This is a genomic window from Streptomyces echinatus, assembly GCF_014203595.1.
GTDB lineage: Bacteria > Actinomycetota > Actinomycetes > Streptomycetales > Streptomycetaceae > Streptomyces > Streptomyces echinatus.
The window spans coordinates 443162-465290 of the sequence record NZ_JACHJK010000002.1 but is presented as its reverse complement, the minus strand read 5'-3'; the positions used below and the strand labels follow the sequence as shown (position 1 = coordinate 465290).

The 22129-nt window shown below is 69.5% G+C and carries 19 protein-coding genes and 4 pseudogenes; 12 read left to right on the top strand and 11 right to left on the bottom strand.

Annotated elements, in window-relative coordinates; genetic code table 11:
- Nucleotides 1–15: 15 nt before the first annotated feature.
- The 3 genes and pseudogenes from mhpA to FHS34_RS06595 form a co-directional block, all read right to left on the bottom strand.
- Entirely contained in the window at nucleotides 16–1620 is a 1605-nt protein-coding gene (mhpA, locus tag FHS34_RS06605) for a bifunctional 3-(3-hydroxy-phenyl)propionate/3-hydroxycinnamic acid hydroxylase MhpA (RefSeq protein WP_184962092.1), read from the bottom strand.
- On the bottom strand, nucleotides 1617–2555 hold the full coding sequence (locus FHS34_RS06600) for a fumarylacetoacetate hydrolase family protein (RefSeq protein ID WP_184962091.1): 939 nt from the start codon (nucleotides 2553–2555) through the stop codon (nucleotides 1617–1619). Before FHS34_RS06600 ends, mhpA begins: the two co-directional genes overlap by 4 nt.
- Nucleotides 2552–3289 (bottom strand): annotated as a pseudogene (locus FHS34_RS06595) (VOC family protein); the annotation flags it as partial. The pseudogene FHS34_RS06595 and the gene FHS34_RS06600, both read right to left, overlap by 4 nt.
- A gap of 48 nt (nucleotides 3290–3337) precedes the next feature.
- Here FHS34_RS06595 and FHS34_RS44395 point away from each other — a divergent pair.
- Together FHS34_RS44395 and FHS34_RS06590 are read left to right on the top strand one after the other, a co-directional pair.
- A complete protein-coding gene (locus FHS34_RS44395) occupies nucleotides 3338–3439 on the top strand; it encodes a hypothetical protein (RefSeq protein ID WP_505383589.1) in 102 nt (33 codons plus the stop codon).
- Entirely contained in the window at nucleotides 3408–3668 is a 261-nt protein-coding gene (locus FHS34_RS06590) for a hypothetical protein (RefSeq protein ID WP_505383590.1), read from the top strand. The genes FHS34_RS44395 and FHS34_RS06590 overlap by 32 nt, the downstream gene beginning before the upstream one ends.
- 3 nt (nucleotides 3669–3671) lie before the next feature.
- Here the strand turns inward: FHS34_RS06590 and FHS34_RS06585 are convergent, their stop codons facing one another.
- The 3 genes from FHS34_RS06585 to FHS34_RS06575 form a co-directional block, all read right to left on the bottom strand.
- Entirely contained in the window at nucleotides 3672–4313 is a 642-nt protein-coding gene (locus FHS34_RS06585; protein WP_221508600.1) for a TetR/AcrR family transcriptional regulator, read from the bottom strand.
- A 113-nt stretch (nucleotides 4314–4426) separates the two neighbouring features.
- Nucleotides 4427–5473, bottom strand: coding sequence for a zinc-binding dehydrogenase (locus FHS34_RS06580; RefSeq protein WP_184962089.1), 1047 nt, complete (start codon nucleotides 5471–5473; stop codon nucleotides 4427–4429).
- A gap of 160 nt (nucleotides 5474–5633) precedes the next feature.
- A complete protein-coding gene (locus FHS34_RS06575; RefSeq protein WP_184962087.1) occupies nucleotides 5634–8858 on the bottom strand; it encodes a bifunctional cytochrome P450/NADPH--P450 reductase in 3225 nt (1074 codons plus the stop codon).
- 250 nt (nucleotides 8859–9108) lie between these two features.
- Between FHS34_RS06575 and FHS34_RS06570 the strand changes: the two genes are divergently transcribed.
- Nucleotides 9109–9768 (top strand): TetR/AcrR family transcriptional regulator, encoded by a 660-nt coding sequence (locus FHS34_RS06570; RefSeq protein WP_225817553.1) that lies wholly within the window; start codon nucleotides 9109–9111, stop codon nucleotides 9766–9768.
- Between the two features lie 691 nt (nucleotides 9769–10459).
- Here the strand turns inward: FHS34_RS06570 and FHS34_RS06565 are convergent.
- The 3 genes and pseudogenes from FHS34_RS06565 to FHS34_RS06555 all read right to left on the bottom strand — a co-directional run bounded on the left by FHS34_RS06565 (nucleotide 10460) and on the right by FHS34_RS06555 (nucleotide 12018).
- Nucleotides 10460–10789: an NIPSNAP family protein gene (locus tag FHS34_RS06565; RefSeq protein WP_184962083.1), complete on the bottom strand. Its 330-nt coding sequence runs from the start codon at nucleotides 10787–10789 to the stop codon at nucleotides 10460–10462.
- A 229-nt stretch (nucleotides 10790–11018) separates the two neighbouring features.
- A pseudogene (locus tag FHS34_RS44070) lies at nucleotides 11019–11171 on the bottom strand (SsgA family sporulation/cell division regulator); the annotation flags it as partial.
- 409 nt (nucleotides 11172–11580) lie between these two features.
- On the bottom strand, nucleotides 11581–12018 hold the full coding sequence (locus tag FHS34_RS06555; protein ID WP_184962081.1) for a hypothetical protein: 438 nt from the start codon (nucleotides 12016–12018) through the stop codon (nucleotides 11581–11583).
- An 820-nt stretch (nucleotides 12019–12838) separates the two neighbouring features.
- Between FHS34_RS06555 and FHS34_RS06550 the strand changes: the two genes are divergently transcribed.
- From FHS34_RS06550 to FHS34_RS06530, 5 genes are all read left to right on the top strand, one after another.
- A complete protein-coding gene (locus FHS34_RS06550; RefSeq protein WP_031168355.1) occupies nucleotides 12839–13057 on the top strand; it encodes a ferredoxin in 219 nt (72 codons plus the stop codon).
- On the top strand, nucleotides 13054–14457 hold the full coding sequence (locus FHS34_RS06545; RefSeq protein WP_184962079.1) for an NAD(P)/FAD-dependent oxidoreductase: 1404 nt from the start codon (nucleotides 13054–13056) through the stop codon (nucleotides 14455–14457). The genes FHS34_RS06550 and FHS34_RS06545 overlap by 4 nt, the downstream gene beginning before the upstream one ends.
- A 60-nt stretch (nucleotides 14458–14517) precedes the next feature.
- Complete coding sequence (locus FHS34_RS06540; RefSeq protein ID WP_184962077.1) at nucleotides 14518–15786, top strand: cytochrome P450; 1269 nt, start codon at nucleotides 14518–14520, stop codon at nucleotides 15784–15786.
- A 23-nt stretch (nucleotides 15787–15809) separates the two neighbouring features.
- Entirely contained in the window at nucleotides 15810–16856 is a 1047-nt protein-coding gene (locus FHS34_RS06535; protein WP_184962075.1) for an NAD(P)-dependent alcohol dehydrogenase, read from the top strand.
- A 100-nt stretch (nucleotides 16857–16956) separates the two neighbouring features.
- Complete coding sequence (locus FHS34_RS06530) at nucleotides 16957–17634, top strand: HdeD family acid-resistance protein (RefSeq protein WP_184962073.1); 678 nt, start codon at nucleotides 16957–16959, stop codon at nucleotides 17632–17634.
- Between the two features lie 423 nt (nucleotides 17635–18057).
- Here the strand turns inward: FHS34_RS06530 and FHS34_RS44065 are convergent, their stop codons facing one another.
- The gene (locus FHS34_RS44065) at nucleotides 18058–18213 is read right to left on the bottom strand and encodes a diacylglycerol kinase family protein (RefSeq protein ID WP_372478588.1); all 156 of its coding nucleotides are present in this window, start codon (nucleotides 18211–18213) and stop codon (nucleotides 18058–18060) included.
- Between the two features lie 460 nt (nucleotides 18214–18673).
- Between FHS34_RS44065 and FHS34_RS06520 the strand changes: the two genes are divergently transcribed.
- The 4 genes and pseudogenes from FHS34_RS06520 to FHS34_RS44060 form a co-directional block, all read left to right on the top strand.
- Nucleotides 18674–19726: an AI-2E family transporter gene (locus FHS34_RS06520; protein WP_505383588.1), complete on the top strand. Its 1053-nt coding sequence runs from the start codon at nucleotides 18674–18676 to the stop codon at nucleotides 19724–19726.
- A gap of 270 nt (nucleotides 19727–19996) precedes the next feature.
- Nucleotides 19997–20296: pseudogene (locus FHS34_RS42305) on the top strand (PAS domain S-box protein); the annotation flags it as partial.
- 110 nt (nucleotides 20297–20406) lie between these two features.
- Nucleotides 20407–20787: a hypothetical protein gene (locus tag FHS34_RS06510; protein ID WP_184962964.1), complete on the top strand. Its 381-nt coding sequence runs from the start codon at nucleotides 20407–20409 to the stop codon at nucleotides 20785–20787.
- A 451-nt stretch (nucleotides 20788–21238) separates the two neighbouring features.
- A pseudogene (locus tag FHS34_RS44060) lies at nucleotides 21239–21475 on the top strand (hypothetical protein); the annotation flags it as partial.
- A gap of 106 nt (nucleotides 21476–21581) precedes the next feature.
- Here the strand turns inward: FHS34_RS44060 and FHS34_RS06505 are convergent.
- The gene (locus tag FHS34_RS06505) at nucleotides 21582–22004 is read right to left on the bottom strand and encodes a hypothetical protein (RefSeq protein WP_184962069.1); all 423 of its coding nucleotides are present in this window, start codon (nucleotides 22002–22004) and stop codon (nucleotides 21582–21584) included.
- Nucleotides 22005–22129: the final 125 nt, after the last annotated feature.

Below are 22129 nucleotides of genomic sequence, written 5' to 3'. Positions count from 1 at the left end.
GTGCGGTGCTCCTCGTCAGGGGGCGGGCCGGGCTTCGGCGGGGCGGCGGGCGGTATGCAGCAGCGGGGCCCAGGCTGCGGTGTCGGTGAAGTCGCCGGCGCCTGTGGGGACGGTGTCCAGTACGACGCGGTCGGGGCGCAGCAGGACGGCATCGGCGCGGCCGCGGGCCAGCCAGGCGGCCAAGGTGCCGCCGTCGTCCAGGTCGCCGACGTGAACCGTGGGTGCGCCCAGTGCCGTGGCCACGCCTGTCATCTGCGCGGTCGGCGGCACGGCGGTCAGGACGGCGAAGGAGTCGCCGAGGACGTCGTCGAGGCGCACTCGCCTGCCGCCCTGCAGCACCCAGGGTTGGGGGCAGATGGTGCCGGCCAGCCCGCGACCGGTCAGGCGGGGGCGGCGCCGTACGAGTGGACCGGCGGTCAGGGCGGGGCTGAGGTCGCGGCTGACGGTCGCGGTCACGCCGGGGATGCGGCAGGCCGTACCCACGACGGTCCGGCGGAATGCCGCGCCGCGGTCCTGGCCGCCGGTCATGGCCCAGCCGACGGCGACCGCGACACGGATGAGGTGGCGGGCGTGTGGCTTGCGCTCGCGTTCGTAGGTGTCCAACAGCCCGTCGCCTGAGCCCTGTCGGAGAACGCGGGCAAGTTTCCAGGTGAGGTTGTAGGCGTCACGCAGGCCCGCGCACAGCCCCTGCCCGATGAAGGGTGGGGTGAGGTGGGCGGCGTCGCCCAGCAGGAAGACGCGTCCCCGGTGCCACCGGTCGGCGAGGCGGGCCCGGAAGGTGTACTGCGCCTGCCGGATCACCTCGAAGTCGTCGTTCTCCGACCCGTCGGACGGCAGATCCACCCAGGGGGCTACCAGCTCCCGCAGGCGTGCCCGCCCCTGTGGGCCGTCCAGGCGCTCGTCATCGTCCAGCCGGAACTCCCAGCGGTAGCGGTCCTCGCCGACCCGCATGTAGGTGGCCGGACGGGTGGGGCAGCAGATCTGCTCGGCGCCGTCCCAGCTGCTCACCCGGCGGCTGGTGCGCACGTCGATGACCCGCCAGCTCTCCTCGAAGTGCAGGTCCTCCCAGACGGCGCCGATGGCCTCCCGGGTGATGCTGCCCGCGCCGTCGCAGCCGAGGACGGCGTCGGCCCACAGGTACTCCTCCTCTTCGCTGCCGTCGCGGCGGAAGGCCACCCGTACCGGAGCCGTGCCGTCGGCGGGCTGCGTGACGGACACGGCCTCGGCGCCGCTCCACAGCTCGCACTCGGGGCGGCGCTTCAGGGCATCGCGCAGCAGGCGTTCCAGTTCAGGCTGGTCGAACATGTTGGTCTGGGCGAAGCCGTGGTGGCCGTGCGGGGAGCGCGGGAACTCGGTGATCACGCGGCGCCGGGGATCCAGCAGCCGTAGGCCCGGTGCCGGGCGGGCGACGGCGGCGAACTCCTCGTGGACGCCGATGCTCTGCAGGATCCGGCAGATCTCGTCGTCCGCGACGACGGCCCGTGGCAGGGGGTAGATGTCCCGGTGGCGTTCGAGGAGCAGGCTGGGCACTCCGTGTCGTGCGAGCAGGAGGGCGGCCGTGACCCCGACCGGTCCCGCGCCGATGATCACCACCGGTCTGCGGGCTGCTGCGGCGCTCACCTCGCGTCCGCCACGGCGTTCCGCTGCTCGCCGAGGTCGATCCGCCCGTCCGGGGTGGCGATCGTGGCGGTGATGAGGTCGCCGTCGCGCAGGTAGAGGGGGTTCTTGGCCTGCCCCTTGAAGAACGCCTTCCACCTGACCGCGGGCGGCAGCAGCGCACTGATCTTCGCGACCGGCTTGGGCGGGGCCTTGAGCGCCGTGCCGCCGGGTGTGCCGGTGAGCAGCAGGTCGCCCGGGTCGAGGGTCTGGAAGCGGGCGAGCAGGGTGAGGGCCTGGGCGGGCCGTACGATCATGTCGGCGAGCGTGCGGTCCTGGCGCGGGGCGTCATTGACATTCAGCCGCAGCCGCAGGTTCAGAAGGTGGGCGAAGTCCTCGGGCTCCAGCAGGGTCAGGTACGGACCCGTCGGCGTGAAGGTCGGGTACGACTTGCTCTCGTAGAACTGGGTCTTGGTCAGCTGCACATCGCGGGCGCTGACGTCGTTGGTGAGGACGAGCCCGGCGACGTAGCGGGGCAGGTCCTGCTCCTCGACGACGGTGCCCACGGGCAGGCTCGCGCCCATGACGAGGCCGAGTTCCACCTCGTAGTCGAGGAACTTCACATGCGCCGGGCGGACGATCGTGTCATGGGGGCCGCTGACCGAGCCGGACGCCTTGCGGAAGAAAGTGGGCGGGATGTCGCCGGTGAAACCCGAATCCTTGGCGTGACTGCGGTAGTTGACCATCTGGGCCACCACCCGGCAGGGCGTGGTGACCGGGGGCAGCGCCACCAGGTCGGCCACGGGCGTGCCGGCCTCACCGGAGGCGGCGGCCTCCCGCACCGCGGCCCGGTCGGCGAGCAGTTCGGCGGTGGTGACCGCCTCGGTGTCGACGTGGACGGCGCGCTCGTCCCGGACGGCCCACCAGCCGTCGGGGGTGCGCAGGACATTGGTGCTCATGAGCTCATCGCTTTCATCAGGCCCAGCAGGCGTGCGGGGTCGAGTTCGTTGTCGCCGCGCAGGGCCGTCACGACCTCGCGCAGCTTGGCGGGGGAGGGGTTGGCGCCGAGGAAGTCACGAGTGACGGGCGGGCCCCACTGAGCCAGGCCGCTCGCCGACATCGGCGCCCAGCCGGGTTCGAGGTCGCGGGAGAACAGGTCGCCGTCGGCGAAGTGCTCCAGCATGAAGCGGTCGGGGTCGCGCCAGTAGTCGAAGAGCTGGCTGCCCTGGATGTGTCGGCCGATGCCCCAGCTGCGCCGGTAGCCGCGCTCGGCGAGGTACTCGCCGCCTGCGGCGATCGAGTCGAGGTCGGTGACCTGGTAGGCGGAGTGGACGTATCCGGTACCCGGCCCGAGGTGCAGGGCGAGGGTGTGGTGGTCCACGGGCGTGCTGCCCTGGTCGCAGCGGATGAACGCCATGGTCGGCCCGCGGTCGCGCTGCCCGTCCAGGAACAGGAAGTCGGACACGATCATCCCGAGGGTGTCCAGGTACCAGTTCAGGGCCCGCAGGAACGCCCGCGTCTCCAGCACCACGTGACCGAGCCGCTGGATGCGCGACGGCTCGCGGGGCGGTCGCTGGGTGGCGTTCGTACGGTGACGCCGGGTGCCGGTGTTGAGGATCAGCGGCTGTTGCTCGGGCAGAGCGGGCAGCTGCCCGGCGCAGTGCACGACCCGGCCCGGGAAACCCGGGGGATCGACGACCCGGCCGAGCTGGTCGCCGCGGGATTCCGGCTCACCGCGCGGATGGCCGACTCCCACCCCGAGCTCATGCGGATCCTGCGGGACCGCGGCCTGGCCCACATCCACTCCGAGCGTGGCCTGTCCCCCCCCCCGAGCGCTTCGTGATCTGCAATGCGGCATCGCCTCCGGCCGCTTCGCCGGCACCGACCCGACCACGGCCCTGTCCGCCCTGGGCGGGACCCTGCTGTCCCTGGTGGCGCTACGGCTGGCCCGCCCCGACCTCGACGGCGACGAGGCCGCCTCCGACATGGCCGCAATGGTCCTGCGCATGCTCGGCCTCTCCGCGGACGACGCGCACGAGGTCACCCGGCGCCCGCTGCCCGGCCTCGACTGACCGTCAACTCACCTCTGCATCGCGCAGAAGGTCCCGAACCCGGCGCGCAGCGACCCGCGGTGCCACGCCGGCGGCGACGAGGAACGCGGTCGCCGCAGCCTCACCCCTGGGATCCGCCCACGTGGACTCGGTGTTCTCCTCGGCCAGTGCCAGCATCAGGGCCTCCAGTGCCTGGGCGAGGACATGTGCGGGGACATGGTCCGCGAACACGCCTTCGTCCTGGCCACGCCGTAGGGCCGCGACGGCCTCTTCGCGCGCCGGCGCCAAGGTGGTGCGGATCGCCTCCTGTCCCACACCGCGGCGCCCCAGAGAGATGAGCATGCGGTACTGGTCGCCCACCGCCCATGCCGCCAGCACCGTACGCGCCATCGCCGCCGGCGGATCGGCACCCGGAGCACGGGTTGCGGCGAACGCCTGTTGCAGCGCCTGGGCTGCTTCCTGTGTCAACTCGGCGATCAGCGCTTGCCGGCTGGAGAAGTGGTGGTAGAGCGTGCGCCGGGCGACGCCGGCTGCCTGAGCGATGCTGTCTAGGCTCGCGTCGGGGTCGTCCCGCAGTTTCTGTCGGGCGGCGGTGAGGACGCGGCTGCGGTGGGAGTGAGCATCCCTGAGCTGCGGGATGCGAGCCAGGGTGTCGGGAGTCTGCACGGCTCCGTCCTTCCACGGGTTCTGCCTGTCGGAAAGCCGTGGGCGCCGGTGCTTCCTCACGCACCGGCGCCCACTCACCCTGCCCAGGGTGGCTGTTGTGCTGCTGACGGGCGTCAGGGGACGAGAATGAGGCGGATCGGGTCGCCGATCTTGTTCTCGAGACGGTTGACCGCGTCGGCCGCGTCGACGAGCGGGATGTGGTCCGTGATGGAGGGGGCCAGATCGAGACGTCCGGCTGCGGCGAGCTGCACCAGCTCGTAGACGCCGTCGGGCGTGCCGCCGTAGTGGCCGCGGACCTGCTTCTGCAGGTAGTTGAAGGTCAGTCCCTCGGTGATGGTCAGCGGCCTGGGGCTGATGCCGACCAGGATGAGGGAGCCGCCCAGGCCGAGGACGGAGGCGGCCTGCTCGCGGACGGCGGGTACGCCGGCGCAGTCGAAGGCGAAGTCGAGGCCGCGTCCGCCGGTGGCCGCGCGGACCTGGTCGGTGAAGTCCGGGGCGGCCGGGTCCAGGGCGAAGTCCGCGCCGAAGGCGAGAGCACGCTCACGCGCGCTGGGCAGCGGGTCGACGGCGATGATGGGTGCCGCGCCGACCAGGCGGGCGAGGCGCACGTTGTGCGCGCCGACTCCGCCCACGCCCCAGATGCCGACGGACTGGGCGGGACGGACGCCTGCGGTGGCGACGACGGCGGCGTAGGGGGTGGAGACCGCGTCGGGGATGATCGCGGCCTGGTCGAAGGGCAGGCTGTCGGGGATGGGGACGACGGTCTCCTCGGGGGTGACCATGTACTCGGCCCAGCCGCCGTCGTAGTCGATGCCGGCGGTGCGGACCTGGGTGCAGGCGCGATGGCGCACACAGCCCTCGCACTTGCCGCACGCCTTGCCCGCCTCCAGGGTGACGCGGGTGCCGACGGTCAGGTCCCGCTTGAGGTCGGGGCCGAGGGCGTGGACGACACCGGAGACCTCGTGGCCGACGGTGACCGTGTCGGAGTCCAGGAAGAGCGGAGGCAGGGAGCCGTCGAGGAGGTGGACGTCGGACAGGCAGACGCCTGCGGCCTTCACCTCGATGAGGACCTCACCAGGTCCGGGTACGGGGATGGGGACCTCCTCCACGGCGAACTTCTTGCTGTCCACGTGGAAGCGTCCGGCGAGCATGGTGTCCATGAGGAACTGCTTTCTGTGAGCGGCACCGATCATGGGGATTCAGCGGTGCCCTGAGGTGTGTGATGACTTGTGGTGGCGGGGAGGCGTACGGCTGGCAGCGGGGGAGTGCCGCACGCCTCCCGGCGTCGGGAGGTCACACGCCTTGACGACGTTGTAACGGTCAGGCGAAGACGTCCTGCTGGTAGCGCTCGTCCGCTTCGAGCTGGGCGAGCCAGTGCTGGGCGGTCTCGTCATCGCTGCCGGTTTTCTGACGGTGGATGGCGGCGAGGGCCTCGCGGACGGCGGGCGCCATACGGCGGCCGTCACCGCAGACGTAGATGTACGCGCCGTCCTCGATGGCCTGCCACACCGTGTCGGCGGCGCCCACGATGGCGTTCTGCACGAACCGGGCCGGGTGGCCGGTCACCGCGGAGTAGGCGGTGTGGATCTGCGCGATGCCGGCCTGCTCCCAGTCCCGCATCTCCTGACGGTAGAAGTAGTCGTGCTCGGGGTGGCGGCAGCCGACGAAGACCTGCGCCAGGCCGACCTGGATGCCGCGCTCGTGCTGCCAGGCCCGCTCCTCCAGGAAGCCGCGCAGGGGCGCGATGCCGGTGCCGGGGCCGATGAGGATCAGCGGCGTGGCCGGGTCGGCGGGCGGGGCGAACGTCGGGGAGGGCACGCGGACGTAGCCGTAGACGACGTCCCCGGGCTCCAGGCCCGCGATGTAGGAGGAGCAGGTGCCGCGGTAGTGGCCGTCGCCGGACAGGGCCGGGCCCTCCAGCAGGCCGACGGTCAGGCGCACATGCCGTGGGTTGGCCGACGGGGCGGAGGAGATGGAGTAGAAGCGCGGACGGATCGGGCCCGTCATCTCCAGGAAGACCGCCAGCGGCGGCTCGACCGCCGGAAAGCGCTCCAGCAGGCCCAGCACCGAGACCCGCTTGCCGAGGATCTCCTTGCTGTAGCGCTCCTCGGCCTCCTCGGTGTCGGCGGTGTACGCCTGGAGCTGCGGCCGGGTCCACGGGCACTGGGTGTACTCGGCCAGGGTGTGGATCTGGGAGCGGGTGGCCACGTCCTGCAGTTCCAGGAACTCGGTGAGCAGGATGCCCGCGGTGACGGGGACGCCGACCGGCAGGTGCGTGCGGCCGCCTGCGGGCAGGTCCAGGCGCAGCACCTGGTCGTACCCGACACCGAGCCGCTTCAGCGCGCGGTTCACCAGGGCAGGCTCGTTCTTGGCGAAGACGGCCAGGTGGTTGCCGGTGTCGTAGGTGACGCCCTCGGGCAGCTCGAAGGTGATGGACCTCGCGGACGGGCGCGGCGGCTCGATCCGGAAGTCCCACAGGCCGGTCGCGTCGGCCACCAGCTCCTCGTTGGCCACCACCTTGAGCGGATATGCCTGCTCGGAGACGATCGCGGGACGCACGTCGGACTCGGTGAGCAGCTGGACCTCGTAGCGCGGGCCGCTCGCCTCGGAGGTGTCGGCGGCGTACTCCTCGGCCAGGGTGGCCCACAGCGTGTCCATCCAGCGACTGGCCATGCCGTCGAAGTCACCTGCGGCGTCCGCGATGCCGCGCTCGACGACCGGCGTGGCGCCGGCGGCCAGCAGCCCTTCCTCGATCCGCTTGGGGAACGCCTGGTAGGTGGCCACCCACTGGGTGTTGCCGGCGCCCAGCAGCGCGAACCGCACGTTCGACAGAGAGCCCTCCGGCAGTCCGGCGCCCAGCAGGTCGTCGAAGCGCTGCGCGTTGTCAGGGGCCTTGCCGTTGTAACTGGCGGCAACAACCACGAGCAGACCCTCGGTGGGCAGGTTGTCACCGAGCTCGTCCAGGCTCATCAGCGTGGTGCCGAACCCGGAGCGCTCACCGCGGTCGGCGATGGTGCGCGCCAGGTCCTCGCACGAACCCAGGCTCGATCCGTGGGCGACGGTCAGATTCACCCCGACGCCGCTCACCGCGGTCTGCTGCCGCTCGTCGTCGCTCTGCAGGTCGACGGCGCCGAACACGGCCCGCTCGTGCTCCTGACGCCTGCGGATGACGAGTTCGAAGTCGCCGGGCTTGCGCGTCAGGGCTTCCCGCACATCCATCTTGTAGTCGGTGGTGTCGGAGAACTTGAACTTCTGCAGCACCAGCGCCAGCGCCAGGCGGGCCTCGGTGAGGGCGAACTGGCGGCCGATGCACGCGCGCCGACCGTTGCCGAACGGCTTGTAGGCGTGCTGGTGGTGCCGGGCGCGGTTCTCCGGCAGCCACCGGTCGATGTCGAACTCGTGCGGCCTCTCCCATGCCTTGGGGTGGGTGTGCAGCGGACCCATCAGCAGGTTCGTCTTCGTGCCCTGCTTCAGTTCGTACCGGCCTCCGATGACGGTGTCCTCGAGCGGTGCCTTCATGATCTGCGGTATGGGAGCCCACAGGCGCAGGGTCTCCTCCAGGATCCGCGGGATCACGTCCATTTTCATGATCGTGTCGTAGTCCGGGACCGTGTCACCGGGCATGAGGCGGTCCACCTCGGCGTATGCCTGGGCCAGCGCGTGCGGGTTGCGCATCAGCGAGTACGTGGCGAACGACAGCAGACCGCTGGTGGTCTCGTGGCCGGCGATCAGGAACGTCACCACCTGGTCGCGGACGTTGTCGTCGTCCAGCGGCCTGCCCGTATCCGGGTCGGTGGCTTGAAGCATCAGGCCCAGCAGGTCGTCCTCACCGCTGCTCATGCCCTGACGACGTTCCTTGATCACGCTCTCGACGAGGTCCCGCATCAGCTGGATGTTCTTGCGGTAGCGCTTGTCGTCGTCCGTACGCAGTGCGGTCATCCCCGGCAGTTCCTGGGAGCGCCGCATCGACTCCACCAGCGCCTCCAGCAGGGCGTTGAGGAAGGGGTGCAGCTCCTCCTCGGCGAAGGAGTCGAACCGGTAGCCGAAGCCGGACAGGGCGATGGTGTCCAGGGTCAGCCGGGTGTAGTCGTCAGTGATCCTGACCGGTTCGCCTTCCGCGTTCGCCCACTTGCCCACCAGGCTCTGGGCGATCTCCAGCATCTGTCCGTAGTAGTTCTTCATGGCGCGCTGGCTGAAGGCCGGCATGAGGATCCGGTGGGCCATGCCCCAGGCATCACCGTCGTCGACCTCGTGGGCCGTGAACAGGCCCGCTCCCGTGTAGTCCCGGACATGGCTCAGCGGCGCGAAGATCGGCTTTCCGAAGCGGGTCTCGTCGCTGACCTCGGTGACCAGGTCCGGGTCGTAGACGAAGACGTTCTCCTGGCCGGCGATGTTCAGGCTGAAGATGCCCTCCGGGAACTGCTTGGACAGCTCGCCGAAGAACGCGACCGGGTTGGTGTCGGGAAGCGGCGGTGCGGGGTCGAGGACCGGGATGCCCTGCGAGGACGGGGTGGGGCGAAGGTCGTTCGCGGCGTGCGTGGTCATGACGTGCTCCTCTGCGGGGAGTGGAGGGGATGGGCAAGGGCGGGCTGCGCTGGTCGGTGCCGCGCTGCACCACGGAAACATACGCCGTATGGATTAGTACCGTACGTCGTATGGAAACACGGTGCAACCCCGGCCGAGGGGAGGGATGCCGTGATCGGAGTCATTTTCCGTACGCCGTATGGGCGCTGGTACCGTACGAGGTATGGAAAAAAAGGTGAGACGTCCCCCGCGGGGAACGAGGAAGAGAGACGTGCCTCTGACCGAGGCCGGGATCTACGCCGCCGCCCTGCGGCTGATCGACGAGGACGGGGCCGAGGCGCTCACCATGCGCAAACTCGCGACCGTGCTCGATGCGAACCCGATGTCGCTGTACCACCACGTGCCGAACAAGGAAGCCGTGCTGCGCGGCGTGACGAGAATGGTCGGAGCCCAGTTCCGCACCGTGACGCTTCAGGATGCTCCCTGGCAGGAGCGCCTCCGGCTGCTCGCCACGGACTTCCGGACGCTGGCGCACCGGCACCCCGAGCTGATGGCGTACTCGTTCAGCCACCAGCCCGACTTCATCCAGCACGACGACCCGTTCTGGACGGCCCTCACCGCGATCGTGGTCGCTGCCGGCGTGCCGTTGTCAGAGGTCCCTGAGGTCGCCGCGCTGATCGTCGCCGTCGTCGTCGGTGTCCTCGGCGCCGAACTCAACGGAGCGCTCCACCAGTGGGCGAACCTCAAGCCCCCCGGCCCTGATACCGACGGCGGAGACGGGCCCACGGATGCGGCCCCTGGCTCCACGGGTGCAGGGACTGCGGGCCCTGATCGGGACCACATGTTCCGTCTCGTGATGGACACGCTGATCACGGGCCTGGAAAGCCGGCTCACCGCCGACCGTGACAGCCAGGACGCCGGCCGCCGTTGAGTCCGCGGCTCGAGGTGCTACGGCTTGAGGCTCGTCCGTGGCAGGCGCGCTCGGGGCGCTGCGGCCGGAAGAGATCGTTTCCCGCGCTGTCCGAGCTTCCTGCGTTCCGAGCTCGGTCAGCAGTGACAGCAGGCTCGCTCGTACCGAGAGGCGTGTGGAGAGCAGCACCGCCCCGAACCAGTCCACGAGCCGTACCGACCTCGACAGGGAGCGACGCGCGGAGCGTGACCGCTTCTTGGCACAGCAGGCGGGGCGCGGGCTGCTGGTGATCGCGCTCGCACTGATCGTGGCCCTCACCGTGACGGACATCGGCATGGCAGCGGATTCTGCTGCGGCCCCCGCCGCGCCGGATCGGGCCTTACGGGTGGGCTGGCTACCCTCTCGCCGAACGGGTTGCCTCCTTCCCTGCCTCAGGACCCGACGCCCTGCTACACCGCGTTCACCGCGACCTGCTCGCGCATACCGGGGAGCAGCTCAGCGACGACGCCGCTTTCCTGATCATCGAACGCACCCCCGCGCGCCATCTCATGTCCCACGCCGGGGGACCTCTCCCGTCGACAGCTGGCTGACCTGTCACACCGTCCCCGCCAGGTGGCGCACGGCGCACTGGTGCCCACGGCGGGGCCCGGCCGCCGCCCATGCCCACCGCTGGACTGACGGTCACCTGGCCGAGTTGCGCCGAGCCGCTGAGTCAGCTCAGGGGCGAGTCGGTGGTGGGCGTGAGCAGGGTCTCGGCGATGCCGACAATCTGGCTGAGGTCGAAGCCCTCGATGTCGGCGCGAAAGTCCGGGCCGGCCAGGTACGCCCGCAGCCGCTCCTGCACGTCGTCGGTGTCTCTGTAGGAGACGAGGGCGTACAGCTGGGGCGTCTCACCCCCGGAAGCCGCTGGCACCGTCCAGGCGCCGTGCGTGGTGATCCGGTGCTTCGCCATGCCGGGAATGTGCTGGGACCGGACGTTCTCATAGGCGACGAGGGCTTCCGGGCCGGACAGGGTGTAGACGCGAAGCTGGTACTGGGACATGAACGCTCATTCCTTTTCTGTCTGGGCATGGATGGTCAGCGGTCAACTTTGGGAGAGCAGGTACGCCAGTTCGGTGTCCCAGTCGATGCGTCCGGCCTCGGCACCCCGTGGCACCAGAGCCTCCGTGCTTTCCAGGAAGCTCTTGACGTCCCGCACGGGAACCTCGAGCAGCGGCGCCCGCGCGAGACCCGAGAGCGATGTACATCGCCTGGTCACCACGACCGACGGCCGACCAGATCCGGACGTCCCCATGACCGGCGCAGCCCTCCAGGCCATCGGCGAGAAGGTCACGCCCCAGGATCCATTCGACGGGCTCGTCACTGTGGGAGAAGAAGGTCGCACGAACGACATAGGGATCAGCGGGCTCATACCGCAGACGCATACGCAGGGGCAGCGAGTAGACCCGCGAGACGACGAGCCGGGCGGTCAGTCCCTGGACCACAGTCCTCGAAGACTCCATCGGCATTCACTCCAAGGCGCCCCTCCCTCGGCTGCGCCCGCCGCTGGCGGTGGTAACGCATCGGAGGAAGAGGTGTTGCAGCAGGGCCCGGGCGCCGGGACGGCATCGGCAGACCGCGCGATTCGTGGCGTCGCGGCAGATGGGCGACGCGTGCCTGCGACACGAGGTCGGTGTCGGCAGGCAGGTTCGAGAGGGGCGGGTCCTCGCTCAATCGCCCGCCTGGGCGGCGGTCAGGGGACCGTTGATCCTTGACCAGCGGTCGTGTCCCTGCCGCCGACAGGCATCGGGCGAGGGATGCAGCCTCGGCCCATGGGCACAGACAGAACCTGTCTCACCGGTCACCGTGGTTCCCGTCGAAGTGGTCCCAGCCTCCGTAGTTCCGGTCACCGTGGTTCCCGCCGTGGCGGTCCCAGTCCCGGCCGTCGTGCTCGTAGCGGTTCCCGCTGTGCCGGTACGACCTGTCGGACTTCCACCCGCGCCCCTCGTCGCTCCCGTAGCAGCGACCGTCGCGGCTGTGCCAGGACGAGTCGGTGACACGGTCGTCGTGGTGCCAGCCACGGTTCTCGTCCCAGCAGTAGCCCTGCTCGATCAGGTAGCCGATGCCGTGGTCCCAACGGTAGTCGGCGGGGTTGACGCCGACGGCCGGCCGCTGGACGTGGGCGGCGGAGGGAGTCGCGGCCGAAGCGGTGCCCCCGGCACCGATGACGGCGGCACCCGCGATCGCCATGGAGGAAACAGCGACAGCGATCCGCTTCGTGAGCTTCTTCATGATCTTTCCTTCCGGTTGGCGCGATCTGCACCAACGGCTTCTCGTGCACGCGGTGTGCAGCGCCTGGACCTTGTTCGATCAAGCTTTTCCATACGTTGTATGGAAGTACCTCTCAAGGATTACCATACGACGTATGGAAATGCCTCAGGTGGGGACGGTGACACGCACCACACGCCGCGAGGTCACCGGGTCAGTCGTCCTGGCAATCCGGCCGAAGGGGCGCACCCCATTTCGGCGACGTGCCATCCCCTGAACAGCTCTCGCGAGATCGTCGACGCGTCGGTGCCCACCAGGAGCTGACCTCATGAGCGCGTGGGCGACGCTGGTGATCGGGCCCCGCCAGGTGTGATCAGCGGCTTGGGCCGGATCGGTTGGCCGAGGCCCGTGTCGTATCCGCAAACCATCGTGATCAGGTGGCAGTTTGCTCGCGGACCTGCTCTCCGGCAGCCCCTGACCTGCAGGCACCCGTCAATGACCAAGAGCTGCCCCGTCCACGAGACGTGCTGGGCCCCGAACGGCGGTTTGCGATCGTCGGAAGGCGGCGCGAACATTTTTCCAGGGGCGCAACGGCCGGGCCAAGCCTTGAATGCCGGCGCCATGGGAGGAGGGACGCGCCCTTCGCGCTGCGACACTCCGACAGACGTCACCCGTGAAGCGGCGGCACAGCGAATAAGACCGGACTTGCTCAGCCGGTGTTGCGGGCTGACGGGAACACGCGCGGTCGGCTCACCTGGCAGACGGCCTGAACTCTGCCACAGCCGCATGACCGTGTCGGTGGTCGCCGCCGTGGGGTGGGCGGCAGAGCGGAAGGAGTCTGCCCATGCGGATCGTCGTGGACCTGAATCGCTGCCAGGGATACGCACAGTGCGTGTATCTGGCGCACGAGGTCTTCAGGCTGAACGGTCAGGAGGCGCTCACCTATGAGCCGAACCCTGATGACCAGCGGCGCCTGCAGGTCGAGCGAGCCGCTGCGGCGTGCCCGGTGCAGGCGATCGTGATCGACCGCTTGGACGGCGAGGAGCGGGGCGAGACGTCATGACCTTGCGGGCAACGGTCGCGGAGCTGGTGCGCGAGTTCCGTGCCAGCGGCCGGATCGTCATCGTGGGTGCTTCTCTGGCCGGGCTGCGGGCCGCGGAGACTTTGCGCGAGGAGGGCTTCACCGGTTCTCTGACCATCATCGGGGACGAGCCGTACGAGCCGTATGACCGTCCGCCGCTGTCCAAGCAGGTGCTCAAGGGCTGGGTGCCGGCCGATCACACGAAGCTGCCCCGTATGCGGGAAGTCGATGCGGACTGGCGACTCGGGGTGGCTGCCGTCGGGCTGGATCGGGCCACCAAGCAGGTGCGCCTGGCGAATGGAGAGCAGGTCCCGTACGACCGGTTGCTGATCGCCACGGGCACCCGCGCGCGGCAGTGGCCCAACCCGGCCGAGGCCGCCCTGCGCGGGGTCCACACGATTCGCTCGCGCGATGATGCGGAGCAGTTGCAGAAGGAGCTGGCCGAGCCGCCGTCGCGGGTGTTGGTCATCGGCGCCGGGTTCATCGGCTCGGAAGTGGCCTCTGTCTGCCGGGAACTGGACATCCCGGTGACCGTCGTCGAGCGGGGTTCGGCGCCGCTGGTCGGCGCGCTCGGCGGGGTGATCGGGGCGATCGCCGCGCAGCTGCAGCGCGATCACGGCGTGGACCTGCGCTGCGGGCTGGGCGTGTCGTCGCTGGAGGGCGACTCCGGCGGGCACGTGCGGCGTGCTCAGCTTTCGGACGGTTCGATCGTCGACGCCGATGTGGTGGTGGCTTCGCTGGGGTCGATCCGCAACGTGGAATGGTTGGAGGGCTCCGGACTGGCGGCCGGTTTCTGGGGCGTCGGATGCGACGCCGGCGGACGGGCCTTCGACATCAACGGCGTGGTCACCGACAGCATCTTCGTGGCAGGGGATGTGGCGCGTGCGCCGCACGTGCTCTACGAGTACCAGTTCCTGGCGATGGAGCACTGGGACAACGCGGTGCTCGGCGCGGAGGCCGCGGCGCACAACATGGTGAACCTCGAACCTGACTACCGCCCGCATCTGCTGCTGCCCGGCTTCTGGTCCGGTCAGTTCGGCGTGAACATCAAGTCCGTCGGGGTGCCGCCTTTCGGGGACGAGATCGTCTTCACCCAGGGGTCCGTCGAGGAGCGCCGTTTTGCCGCCGCCTACGGTCACCGGGGCCGCATCGTCGCGGCCGTCACCTTCGATCACGGCAAGTGGCTGGAGTACTACGGGAAGTTGATCGAGCATTCAGGCCCGTTCCCGCCTCCGCCGCCGGGCTGGGACCAGCCGCCCGACATGAAGCCGATGCCGGCCGAGTTTCCGGACCCGAGGGTCCCGACGGCGATCCCCGACGTCGTCCTGACCGGCCACGCCCCGAGCGGGCGGACGGCCGAGTTCCGGCCGCGACACCACTGAACCGGCCGCCGACCGGGCGGCTCGGCGGACAGCATCCACAGTAAGAAGGAGGGGAGCCTCGTGGTCGAGGAAACCCCCTGGCAGCAGGCCCTGCGCTACGCCAACCGGGCCAACCCGTACCCCTTCTACGAGGAACTGCGCAAAACCCCGGTGGCGCGGCAACCGGACGGAACCTACGTCGTCAGCACCTACCGGGAGATCGTCACGCTGCTCCACGACCCCCGGGTCAGCTCGGACCCAAGAAAGTCCCCGGCCCTGGTCGCGGCCGGTACCGAGCACTCGGGGGAACCAGCGGCTGAGCCGATCAGAGAGGCGCTGACCGAGCCGAACATCATCACCTGCGATCCGCCCGAGCACGACCGTGACCGCCGGACGATGATGCCGCACTTCGTCGGCCCGCCCCATGCGCCTCACCTGATCTCCGACCTGGAACCCGACATCCGCCGCCTCGTGGACGGCCTCCTGGACGGCATGAGGGGCAAGACCCGGATCGACGCCGTCGACGACTTTGCCTACCCCCTGCCGGTGACGGTGATCTGCAAGGTCCTGGGCGTGCCACTGGAGGACGAGCCACGCTTCCACCACTGGATCGAAACGGCCTTGGACGGGCTGGACTTCGGCCCCGAAGCCGCCTCCGAAGAGATCCGGAGCCGACTGGCCGGGGCCCGGCAGGCCGTGCAGGACTTCGGGCAGTTCGCAGCCGAGCTGCTCGACCGGTACGCCGACCAGCCGGGCCCGGGCATGCTCTCCGCCTTGGTCAACGAGGACGGCCCGGAAGGACGGATGTCCAAGGGCGTCCTCGCGAGCAACGCCCTGCTCCTGATCTTCGCGGGACATGAGACGACGGTGAACCTCATCGCCCACAGCGTGCTCACCCTGCTGCGGCACCCCGAGGCGCTTGACAAGCTGCGCCGCCGGCCCGAGCTGATCGTGCCCGCGGTGGAGGAGCTGTTGCGCTTCGAGTCGTCGGTGCAGTTCTGGCACACCCGCTCCGCGCTGGAAGACATCGACATCGCCGGCACCACCATCCCCAAGGGAGCGCCGATCTTCCTGGCGTACGGCTCGGCGAACCGCGACCCGGAACGGTTCACCGACCCCGACGCACTCGACTTCGAACGCCGCGACAACCAGCACCTCGGCTTCAGCCAGGGCATCCACTTCTGCTTCGGCGCCCCGCTCGCCCGGCTCGAGGTCCAGGTCGCGGTCGGCGAGTTCGTCCGCCGGGTGGAGAACCCCCGGCTCGTCGAGGACCCGCCGCCGTACCGGCACAACCAGATCTTCCGCGGACCGCGGCACGTCCTGGTCGACATCGACGGCATCCGTGACTGAGCGCGTGTGTGTGAGGGATCGCAATGCGGGCTTTCCAACTGGTCGGGTGGCGGCAACCGCCGGAGCTGCGCGAGGTGCCGGTTCCCGAGCCCGGACCGGGGCAGGTGCTGGTGAAGGTCGCAGGTGCCGGTGCGTGCCACTCCGATCTGCACATCATGGAGGCACCCGGGCCACCACCCGGGCTCGCCACGGAACTGCCCTTCACGCTCGGCCACGAGAACACGGGATGGGTGGAACGGCTGGGAGCGGGCGTCACCGGGTTCACGTCCGGGGACCCTGTGATCGTCTATGGCTGCTGGGGCTGCGGGATGTGTGCCAACTGCCGCCAGGGCCTGGAGAACTACTGCCAGAACCTCGGCGGTCAGGGCCCCGGCCTTGGAGGCGGTCACGACGGCGGCATGGCCGAGTACCTGCTCGTCCCGGCGCCGCGGTACCTGATTCCGCTCGGCACCCTCGACCCCCGCCAGGCCGCCCCGCTCAGCGACGCCGGACTGACCAGCTATCACGCCGTCAAACGGTCGCTGCACCTGCTGGGACCGGGGTCGACCGCGGTCGTGATCGGGGCGGGCGGTCTGGGTCAGATGACCATCCAGATCCTGCGCGCGCTCACCACGGCAACCACCGTAGTCGCCGTGGACACCGACACGGGCAAGCTGAAAACCGCCAAGCACATGGGAGCCGACGAGGCGCTTCTCTCGGGCGACGAGGCGATTACGCGCATCAAGGATCTGACGGGACAGCTGGGCGCTGAGCTCGTGCTGGACATGGTCGGGATAGACCCGACTCTGCGGATGGCTGCTCAGGCAGCCAGGGTGCTCGGCCACCTGACCATCGTCGGCCTCGGCGGCGGAGCCCTGCCCGTCAACTTCATCAGCCCGCCGCACGAGTGCTCGGTCGCCTCGCCCTACTGGGGCACCCTCCCCGAACTCATGGAAGTGATCACCCTCGCCCAGCAGAAAAAGATCAGGATGCTGGTCGAGCACTTCCCATTGGAACGCGCCGCCGAGGCGTACCAGCTCCTGCACGACGGCAAGATCCAAGGACGCGCCGTCGTCACCCCCCACGCATGAGTACCGACGCCAATGCGACCGACACGCACATGCGGCGTGGTCGGGTGACGACGGACATGCACTGACGCGACAACGCTGCTCCAATAAGGAGGCAGGCGCCATGACATCCCCCACCGATTCCCCGGGCCCCATTCCCCCGCGCGGCAGCGCGCCAGAAGAGAGGCCCGTGGCAGAAGGCATGGCCGCCCTGGCGAACATGGGCTGGCAGATCCTGCTCACGATGGGCCTCGCCACCATCGCCCTGGGCGTCATCGCCCTGGTCTGGCCGGGCGCGACGCTGCGCGTCGTTGGCATTCTCTTCGGTGTCTACCTACTGGTCACCGGTGTCTTCCAACTCGCCGCCGCCTTCGGCACCCACGTCCCACGGCACCTTCGCGTGCTGCACTTCATCACCGGCGCGGCCTCCATCCTGCTGGGACTGATCTGCTTCCGGGGCGCCCTTGAGTCGCTCCTGCTGCTCGCCCTGTGGATCGGCTTCAGCTGGCTGCTGCGCGGCACCACGGAGACGGCCGCGGCGGCCTCAGCCCCGGCCATGCCGGGGCGCGGCTGGCACGTCGCCTTCGGGATCGTCGGGGCTCTGGCCGGCACCGTGATGATCGTCATGCCGTTCGCCTCGATCGCGACACTCACCCTGGTGGTGGGCGTCATGGCCCTCATCGTGGGCCTGACCGAGGTGGTCCGCGCCATCAGGACGCGCGTCGAGATCGGTCATCTCGCTTCGGGCACGGCCACCCAGCGGCGTCCTCAGTTCCACGCGCGACCGCACCCTCAGCACTGACCGGCTGGAAGCGGTGAGCGGCGTTCGGGTCAGTCGGTGTGACGGCCATGAGACCGTCCGACGAGTGAGGCCGCCCGCCGGACGACGGCCCATCCCGGCGGCCGCCATCCGGTGGGCACGGCGCCCGGCCGATGGTGGGGAACCCGCACCCGTAGCGTCCGGGGACTGATCCGGCACCGTACGGGAGTGGGCAGGGTGCCGGCTTCGCCGTCGAGCCCGACGGGGACGACCGGGGCGTCGGCTGGATGACGACGTCGTCGGGTGTCGCGAGACGGGTCAGGCCATGCGTCTGCCCGCTTCGCAGCCTGGCGGCCGTCTCCGCGGGCGTCTCCGCCCTGGCGGCCAGTACTCCCAGGAGCCCGGAGTCGAGCTGCGCCCGCCTGCCGAGTCCGGCCGGGTCGTCGACCTGGTAGGGGTTGCTGCTCACAGGGCCTCCAGCGCGGACGAAGGGTCCTCACGGTTCAGGCCGAGATCCCTCGCGAAGTGGTTGCGGGTACCCGCCGGAACGACGACGAAGGGCAGGCCGTCTCCGCGGCCACCGCGGCGACAAGCGCCTGGGTGCCGTCTCCGCCGGGCCACCCCCAGCAGATCCGCACCGTCATCCACCGCGCGTCGGGCGACACCGTCAGGTCCTGGCGCAGGGAAGGATCGATCAGGAAAACCTGAGCTCCGAACGCCCGGGCTCGTTCCGCTTGGCCACACCGTTCCCGCAACCTGCGTGCGCCGTGGTCGGAGGGGGCGATGCCCAGGACGTGACCGTCGCCAGCCGCCATAGGGGTAGGCGGCACAGCCGGCGGATGCCTCCCCGTCTGCATGGATCGCCGCGACGTGGCCGCGTACGGCTAGGGCGGCGCTGGCACCGGTCGCTGGGCCGCCGACCTGCCGCCGCCAGTGGCAGAGGGGGACAGTGGCGAGAGCGCAGGACACCAGGGCTCACGGACGAGGAGCTCACCCGTTTCCGGTGACTGAGGCAGGGCACCCAGTGCCCATGGCGTCGCGTCCGGTTCCGGTGCGAACCATCCTCGCCACAATCGGCCTGGTGCTCGCCACCTACGTCGTACTCGAACTGGTGGTGCATGCTCGGCGGGTCTTGATCTGGGCGGTCATCGCGTTGTTGTTGGCCGTCTCCCTTCATCCGGCGGTCCAGGCGCTGCAGCGACGGGTGCCGCGATGCCGACGGTCGGTGGCGACCTTGCTGGTCTTCCTGGCTGCTGCCGTGGCCGTCGGCGCGGTGGTCGCTCTGTTCGTCATCCCCCTGGCTCAGGAGGGAAGCCGGCTCGCCGGTCGTCTGCCCGCCATGATCAGGGACGCCCAGGCCGGTCGCGGGCCAGTCGGTAACTTGCTTCAGCGGACGCACGCTCTGCAGTACGTCCAGCGGCATCAGGCACAGATCCGGGCGTTCGCCACCGGACTGAGTACGCCCGCCCTGAAGTTCATCCGCGGTGCCGCGACCACAGTGACAGGCGCTCTCACAATTTTCGTCCTGGCCTATCTGATGGTCCTGGAGGGCCCCAAGGCCATAGAGCGGTCCTTGGCCCTCGTGGACACGGCGTCCGCGGCCCGGATACGCCGCGTCGGAGCAGCGTGCGCCCGTACCGTCAACGGCTACCTGACCGGAAACTTGCTGATCAGCTTGATCTGCGGGCTCCTGACCTACGGCATGCTGCTCGTTTCCGGAGTGCCGTTCGCCGGCCTGCTGGCCCTCTTCGTCGCCTTGACCGACCTCATTCCCCTGGTGGGAGCCACCATCGGGGCTGTCGTCGCCTCGGCGGTGGCGTTCGTCCACTCCTTGCCGGCCGGCATCGGAGCCATCATCTTCTTCGTCGTCTACCAGCAGGCAGAGAACCACCTACTGCAACCGCTCATCCTGTCCCGGACGGTGAAACTCAATCCCCTCACCGTGCTGCTGGCCATCCTGATCGCCGCCGAGGTCGCCGGGATCCTCGGTGCCTTGCTGGCCATTCCGGTCACCGGCGTCATTCAGGTCGTCCTCGGTGACCTCTGGGCCCACCGCAAGGGTCGGCCGCTTCGGTTGCCGATGAGCGCAGACAACGACCCCGAGAACGCCGACGGGTCCGGCGACCGTGAATGACTGCTCCGTGACACTCGGCCGCCGGAAGCGACATCTCTGATTCCATGCATGCCCCAACATCAAGTGATCATTCAATCAGTCTTGAGGTGCTTGACGATGGTGCTGCTTTATCTGATGATTTCATCATAAGTGGGCAGGATGCTGGATATGGCGCCAATGCCCCCACGTGTGCCGCTCAACCGGACAACGCCGTTCACCACCGCTGCACACAGAGCCGCCGCGCCCCGCGCCGACGCGCTCTTCACCTCCGCAACGATGGGATGAACCGCGATGACGTACTCCGACCACACCTCCCTCGCCGAGCCGGTGAGCCCGCCTGAGATGCCTGACGCCGCGATTGCGATGCTCGACGCGAAGGGCATTGTGGTGGGGTGGACGCAGGCCGCGCAGCAGCTTGTCGGCTACTCGGCCGGGGAGGTCGTGAACCGGTATGCCGCACACGTGCTGCCGCCACCCGAGGAGGCACGGAGGGCGTCAACCTTCGCCGAGGAGTACCGGGCGGAGGACGGCTGGTCGGGGACCGTAGCGATACGCCACCGCGACGGCCACGCGCTCAGGATGACGCTGCGGGTCTCGTCGTTGTGCGGGCAGGACGCCGACACCCGGTGGCTGGTGTCCGTCACGGACCCGATCAGCCTGATCGGGACCGAGCAGCGGTTGGTGCGCACCGGGATCTGGCTATGGCGGTCGACCTGTGGCTTGAACATCCGTCCGGTTTCGAACGGCTCGTCGGGCAACGGCCGCCGCGGCAGCTGTTCGAACGCGAAGCACTCTGCGACCGTCTTGGATCTCGCCCCGATGCGGCGGGCGTCATCCTGCCGGTCCCACTGCTCGACCATCTCGTTCAGCTTGCCGAGCGAGGAGACCTCGGGGACCGGAACGAAGTGGTTGCGGCGGAAGAAGCCGATCTGGCCTTCGACCGCGCCCTTCTGGTGGGCGCCTTCGATGCCAGGCCGGCAGTGTGGACCAAGGGCACCGAGGTCCTCACGACACCAAGCGGCGAGCACCACATCACCTACGTCATCGACAACTTCCTGCGACCGGATCGACTGGAAGCCTGAACAACCATCTGCTGGTGCGGCAATCACAGCTGGTGGTCGCTGCATACCAGAACGGCAACCACATGATCGAGCGGTTCACTCTCGACTGACCTTTGGGGCCCCGAGCGCCGACTGCACGGCTGCTCGGGGAGTGGCTCGGAGGCACGAGCCGTCCGACTCAGCCGAGTCGGACGGCATCGCTCAGTCCGACTCGGCTGTTGGTCCCGTGGCCGTCCGGCTTCGTCGGACGGCGCCGACGACGAGGTCGGCAGCCAGGAAGGCGGCGAGCGGTATGCCGAACAGGGGGAGTGCCCAGCCGACCGCGTGCCCATGTGGGCGTTGATGCCCCAGCGGGTCAGCTTCGCCAGGACCGGCCAGTCGGCGAAGTCCACCCGGTCGGCCTGCGCTTGCGTGTCGAGGGCGAGGTGACCGCCGACCAGGTGGATCGTGCGGCCGGCGCACGCCTCAGGGCGAGGCCCTTGCCGTGGCGGGCCCTTCCGGCAGCGGCAAGTCCACGCTGCTGAACCTCGTCGCCTGCGTATCTGGAAGATCACGGGCGCCGTGCTCCGGAAAGTTGTCCGTCAGTCTCGTGCACCCCCGCGAGGCCATCGCGGTCGGCCGGGCACCGTGCACCGGGCGCGGGCGCCTCGGGATGCACTTGTCACAACTGACAGGTCTCCCCCGGAAGGGAGGCCGTCCCTCGATTTAGCGATGGCCCCACATCTGTGTTCCGGATCACCGCGAGTGGGGAGCCGTGACCGTACGTGTTCAGATGGTGTCTCGATCCGGCTCGGCCATGGGAACGCCGGGGCTCGTCAGAGCTTGCCGCCGATCTCGCAGGCCCGGCACGGCGGTCGCCCGCAGGTGCACTGCATGATGGCGTCGAGGACCTGGCGGTCGTGGTAGAGGCACTCGTCCTTGCAGGTGTGGCGCGGGATGAATCCTGCCGGGATCTCGCCGGGCCACGGCTCGTGGCCGTCCCGGCAGCGGGCGAAACGTTCGGGGTCGGCGGAGTGCAGCTCGTGCATGCTCGACCGCGCCTCGTCCTCCAGCTCACGCACGCGCTCCACCAGAGCCTTGAGCTCGGCGGCGATCCCGGAGTACTGGTCGGCGCCGGTCCTCACGTGCGCGGCCCGCAGTGCCATCGCTGCGTTGCCCAGAAACCTGCCGGCGTCCTGAAGGTCGGTCACGTGGTGCATCTGAATGCCGGTCACGCCCCGGACCCACACTGCGTCCATGCTCACTGATCCACCTTCCCGGCGTTCGCCTGGTTTTCTTTGGAGAGATTAGGCGCGGCGCCGGCTCCCTGATAACGAAAAACAATATATTCATGGACGCTAAGGGTTTCACTCGGGCCCGTCCA

Coding starts and splice junctions, on each gene's coding strand:
- FHS34_RS06545 (WP_184962079.1), top strand. CDS start 13,054: ATGACCTTGCGGGCAACGGTCGCGGAGCTGGTGCGCGAGTTCCGTGCC.
- FHS34_RS06600 (WP_184962091.1), bottom strand. CDS start 2,555: ATGAGCACCAATGTCCTGCGCACCCCCGACGGCTGGTGGGCCGTCCGG.
- FHS34_RS06575 (WP_184962087.1), bottom strand. CDS start 8,858: ATGACCACGCACGCCGCGAACGACCTTCGCCCCACCCCGTCCTCGCAG.
- FHS34_RS06555 (WP_184962081.1), bottom strand. CDS start 12,018: ATGAAGAAGCTCACGAAGCGGATCGCTGTCGCTGTTTCCTCCATGGCG.
- FHS34_RS44395 (WP_505383589.1), top strand. CDS start 3,338: ATGGCCGACTCCCACCCCGAGCTCATGCGGATCCTGCGGGACCGCGGC.
- FHS34_RS06580 (WP_184962089.1), bottom strand. CDS start 5,473: ATGGACACCATGCTCGCCGGACGCTTCCACGTGGACAGCAAGAAGTTC.
- FHS34_RS06505 (WP_184962069.1), bottom strand. CDS start 22,004: ATGGACGCAGTGTGGGTCCGGGGCGTGACCGGCATTCAGATGCACCAC.
- FHS34_RS06550 (WP_031168355.1), top strand. CDS start 12,839: ATGCGGATCGTCGTGGACCTGAATCGCTGCCAGGGATACGCACAGTGC.
- FHS34_RS06530 (WP_184962073.1), top strand. CDS start 16,957: ATGACATCCCCCACCGATTCCCCGGGCCCCATTCCCCCGCGCGGCAGC.
- FHS34_RS06535 (WP_184962075.1), top strand. CDS start 15,810: ATGCGGGCTTTCCAACTGGTCGGGTGGCGGCAACCGCCGGAGCTGCGC.
- FHS34_RS06510 (WP_184962964.1), top strand. CDS start 20,407: ATGGCGGTCGACCTGTGGCTTGAACATCCGTCCGGTTTCGAACGGCTC.
- FHS34_RS06565 (WP_184962083.1), bottom strand. CDS start 10,789: ATGTCCCAGTACCAGCTTCGCGTCTACACCCTGTCCGGCCCGGAAGCC.